General features: G+C 44.6%; 4 protein-coding genes and 2 tRNA genes. All 6 read right to left on the bottom strand.

Annotated elements, in window-relative coordinates:
* Positions 1-108: 108 nt before the first annotated feature.
* Positions 109-390: a GIY-YIG nuclease family protein gene (locus ACYVAA_RS22250; RefSeq protein ID WP_460546143.1), complete on the bottom strand. Its 282-nt coding sequence runs from the start codon at positions 388-390 to the stop codon at positions 109-111.
* 38 nt (positions 391-428) lie between these two features.
* Positions 429-503, bottom strand: a tRNA-Val gene (locus tag ACYVAA_RS22245).
* Positions 504-641: 138 nt separating this feature from the next.
* A tRNA-Val gene (locus tag ACYVAA_RS22240) sits at positions 642-716 on the bottom strand.
* 247 nt (positions 717-963) lie between these two features.
* Positions 964-2508: an aldehyde dehydrogenase family protein gene (gene amaB / locus ACYVAA_RS22235; protein WP_460546141.1), complete on the bottom strand. Its 1545-nt coding sequence runs from the start codon at positions 2506-2508 to the stop codon at positions 964-966.
* A gap of 101 nt (positions 2509-2609) precedes the next feature.
* A complete protein-coding gene (locus ACYVAA_RS22230; protein WP_460546139.1) occupies positions 2610-4106 on the bottom strand; it encodes a Do family serine endopeptidase in 1497 nt (498 codons plus the stop codon).
* A gap of 226 nt (positions 4107-4332) precedes the next feature.
* A partial coding sequence (locus ACYVAA_RS22225; protein ID WP_460546137.1) for an Hsp20/alpha crystallin family protein occupies positions 4333-4593 on the bottom strand: 261 nt, incomplete at its 5' end.

The raw sequence follows: 4593 nt of genomic DNA, 5'->3' as shown, positions 1-4593 counted from the left end.
AAATAGAAGCCCATAAAACAAAAATAGCCTTAATTGATTAAGGCTATTCATTGTGGGAATTGAGGGATTCGAACACCCTACCCTCCCGACTTGTTAGTCGGGATGCCCTTAACCAGCATGATCGCTGTTCGGGAGTTTTCCTGAAGTGCCGATAAGCGCCTCTATCCTTTTCCCACTCTTCCATGTTTTAACCAATCTCTCTCGGGCATATGCCAAACTTTTGCTCGGGTATTCCTCCCAATAAACCATCTCCCAGTCACATTGCTTACCGGTAATGCCCTTATGATTGGAATTATGCCTCCTTAACCTTTCTTCCAAGGAGTCCGAAGTGTGACCGATATAGTACCGGTCCGAAGAAACCGAAAATAGAATATAAAAATAGAAGGCCATAAAACAAAAATAGCCTTAATTGCTTAAGGCTACATAAGTGGGAATTGAGGGATTCGAACCCCCGACCCTCTGCTTGTAAGGCAGATGCTCTGAACCAGCTGAGCTAAATTCCCAATTCTTATTTTTTTTCTAACCCCACCATTTATGGGATTACTTAAGGAACTAAAAGATCAATTATATTTACTTGATAGTAACTATATCCGAAACCATCCCTAAGATTTTTTAATACCTTCTGATTTCAAAAATCACTGTGGGAATTGAGGGATTCGAACCCCCGACCCTCTGCTTGTAAGGCAGATGCTCTGAACCAGCTGAGCTAAATTCCCGGTTATTATCTTTTTTCCAACCCTATTATGTAAGGAATTGAGGTGCTCGAGACTTGACTAAATGACTTGTCTGCTCTTAACCATCCCGATAGCTATCGGGATTAATTCCCTTTTGACATCCTTTTGTTGTCTAATTGGATTGCAAAGGTAGCTGTATTTTTTATTGCCGCAAACATTCCTCTAAAAAAAATACAGCACCAAAAATAACTACCTGATTATGAAGGGAAAAATTATCAACACACCTACCCTATATGTCAAACTTAATCCCTTGCGCCAGCGGCAACTCCGTACTATAGTTAATGGTATTGGTCTGCCTCCTCATATAAGCCTTCCAGGCATCAGAGCCAGACTCTCTTCCCCCGCCGGTTTCTTTCTCTCCACCAAAAGCCCCGCCGATTTCCGCTCCGGAAGTCCCGATATTCACATTGGCAATACCACAATCCGAACCTTCAGCCGAGAGAAAACGCTCTGCTTCCCGCATATTGGTCGTCATGATTGCAGAGGACAAACCCTGAGGAACACCGTTCTGGAAAGCCAAAGCATCCTCCAAGTCCCTATACCTGATCAGATACAATATCGGGGCAAAGGTCTCTTGCTGAACTACCTGAAAATGGTTCTCCACCTCAAAAATACAGGGCTTTACGTAACAGCCCGACTCATAACCTTTTCCTTCCAACACACCTCCCTTAACCAATTCTGTACCTCCCTCAGCTTTTGCCCGTTCAATGGCGGAAAGATAGCTTTCTACTGCCGCCTTATCAATCAAAGGTCCTATATGATTTTTTTCATCAAGAGGATTGCCGATCACCAGCTTACCATAGGCCGACCCCAACCTGCTTTTGACCTCATCATAAACTGCCTCATGGACGATCAACCTGCGCGTACTGGTACACCGCTGACCAGCCGTTCCGACCGCCCCAAAAAGCGCCCCACGAATGGCCACATCCAAATCCGCATTCTTCGTGATAATTATGGCATTATTGCCACCAAGCTCCAAAAGGCTCTTTCCCAAACGGGCCCCCACCTGTTCCGCTACTGCCTTTCCCATCCGTATGGAACCCGTAGCGGACAACAAAGAAACGCGCGGATCCTGAGTCAGGTAACCTCCCACCTTAGCATCCCCTGTAAGCAAAGAGGATATCCCCTCGGGATAGCCATTGGCATTAAAAATTTCCGCCACTATATGCTGACAGGCCAAAGAAGTCAATGGCGTCTTTTCGGAAGGCTTCCAAACACACACATCACCACAGACCCAGGCGATCGCCGTATTCCATGACCAAACAGCCACAGGAAAATTAAAAGCGGAAATCACCCCAACCACACCCAATGGATGCCATTGCTCGTACATCCTATGACCGGGACGCTCCGAATGCATGCTCAAACCATACAACTGCCTGGACAGACCCACCGCAAAATCACAGATATCAATCATCTCCTGCACCTCACCCAGACCTTCCTGATAAGATTTTCCCATTTCAAAGGACACCAACTTCCCTAACGCCGCCTTATGCTTCCGCAAAGCCATCCCAATCTGCCTCACCACCTCGCCTCTTTGGGGCGCAGGAACCTTTCGCCAAACCCGGAACGCCTTTTCTGCCTGCCCCATCACAGCCTCATAACCTTCCCTACTGGTCATCTGCACCTTACCGATCTCACTGCCATCCACAGGAGAAACACTGGACAACCACTCCCCTTTAAAATCCACTGAGTCCACCCCTGTCCAAGTCCCCTTATTCACCTCTTTTATATTCAACTGCTTCAATATATCCTTGATTCCGAACTGATCTTCCATTGCGCTAGCTTTTTAATTTCGTTGAAATCAAAACTAAGAAAAAAAAAGGCCATCCGCTACAGCAGATGACCTTTTCAACACATACATAAACCAACTAAACACTATTTTTCTAATTCTATCTCAAAGTAAGATTTCTGTCCATTCGGATAAATCCCAAGCACCATTACTTCCTGACCTTTATTTTTAGAAAGGATTTTTATCAGATCCTCAGCGCCTTTCACCTTCTCTCTGCCCACATGGGTCACGATAAAACCTTCTCTGGCACCTGCCTCTTCCCATTTATCATTGTCGATATCATCAATCACGGCTCCGCCTACCACATCAAGACGCTGCTGCAGGGATATGTCAAGATCTTTGAACTTCACTTTTTCAAAACCGGCTACTTTCGGCTCTTCCTTCTTAACGATCTTGGTCGTACCGGAAATATTCTTTAAGGTAGCGGTCACATCGTATTCTTTTCCATCCCTGATATAAGTCAGATCCACCTGATCTCCAGGACGCTTGCGGGCTACCATTTCCTGTAGCTTGGACACGTTGGTTGTTTTCACCCCATCCACTTCTACAATAATATCACCTTCTTTAAGTCCGGCATCCTCGCCGCCACTACCTTCGTTTACTCCAGCAATGTACACTCCCTGGGAAACCCCAAGATCCTTACCCAAGTACTCCTCAAATTCTGGACTCACATCCTGAATGCTCACTCCAAGCAAGCCTCTTTGAACAGTACCGTATTCCAAAAGATCATCCATGACTTTTTTCACAATGGAGCTTGGCACCGCAAAAGCATAACCACTGAACACCCCAGTCTGACTGGCAATAGCTGTATTGATACCGATCAACTCACCAGAGAGATTGACCAAGGCACCGCCTGAGTTACCTCTATTGACTACGGCATCTGTCTGGATAAAAGATTCTATCTGTAGATTATTATTGCTTTCACTTCTCAGAATCCCAATATTTCGCGCTTTGGCACTCACAATACCCGCAGTCACGGTTGAAGTTAAGTCAAACGGATTACCTACTGCCAACACCCATTCTCCGACCTGCGTCTTATCAGAATCGCCAAAAGGAACAAAAGGCAAACCATCCGCCTCTATTTTCAAAAGAGCCAAATCTGTTGTCGGATCAGCTCCGATCACCTTTGCAGTATAATTGGTATTATCATGCAGGGTAATGGTAATGTCTTTTGCATTATCAATCACGTGATTATTGGTCACCACATAACCGTCCGCCGAAATAATCACACCGGACCCCGAACTTCTACCTTCCCTTGGGGGAGCCTGCCTTCCATTATCAGGATAGCGGAACTCAAAAAATTCCTCCAGCGGATTGCCTCCCCTTCTGGAACTCTCCATGGTGACGGTACTCTTAATATGGACCACAGCAGGCGTCACCTGCGAAGCAGAGGCCACAAAATTGATCCCATCCGGAATACTGAACTTATCGTCTTTCAACCAGTTAACAAAACTGGTACTTTGCTTCTCCTCAAAGGTGGCCACTTTCGCCTGCGGAGATAGCAAATTCACACCAGCCAATGCTATAAGTCCCCCTATAACCGAGGCCAAAAGTATACTGAGGAAGAATTGCTTTCTATTCATGTTGATCTCCTTTTTTTAAGTTAATTTCTTGATTCAAATACACGATATACCTAACATATGGTTCCCAAATATCGCGCAAAGCCCCTAATAAAAACCATCATTTAACACCTTTTAACAAAGAAAACCCATTTAAAGAGTCCCAAAAGCCGGCGTTTCGATTGTCATTTCATTCTCTTGCTCATTATATTAAACTTAAAAAAAATAAGTGGGTTTCCCCACTTATTAATTATTTCACTTTAATAGATGATTTTAACACTTTTTTCTCTGACTTAGGCAATACCACATGAAGAATACCATCTTCATATTTTGCATCAATCTTGTCAGGACTCACATCATCAGGCAAAAAGAAGGACTTACTGAACGCACCATATTGCGTCTGCACTGAATGGTAGTTTTTCCCCTCTTTTTCTTCCTTCTGTTTTCTTTCACCGGATATGGTCAATTTACCGTCCAGCAAATCAATCTTAATATCCTCTTTTTTCACCCC

The sequence above is a fragment of the Echinicola sediminis genome (assembly GCF_054777495.1).
This window is presented reverse-complemented; position numbering and strand designations above follow the sequence as displayed.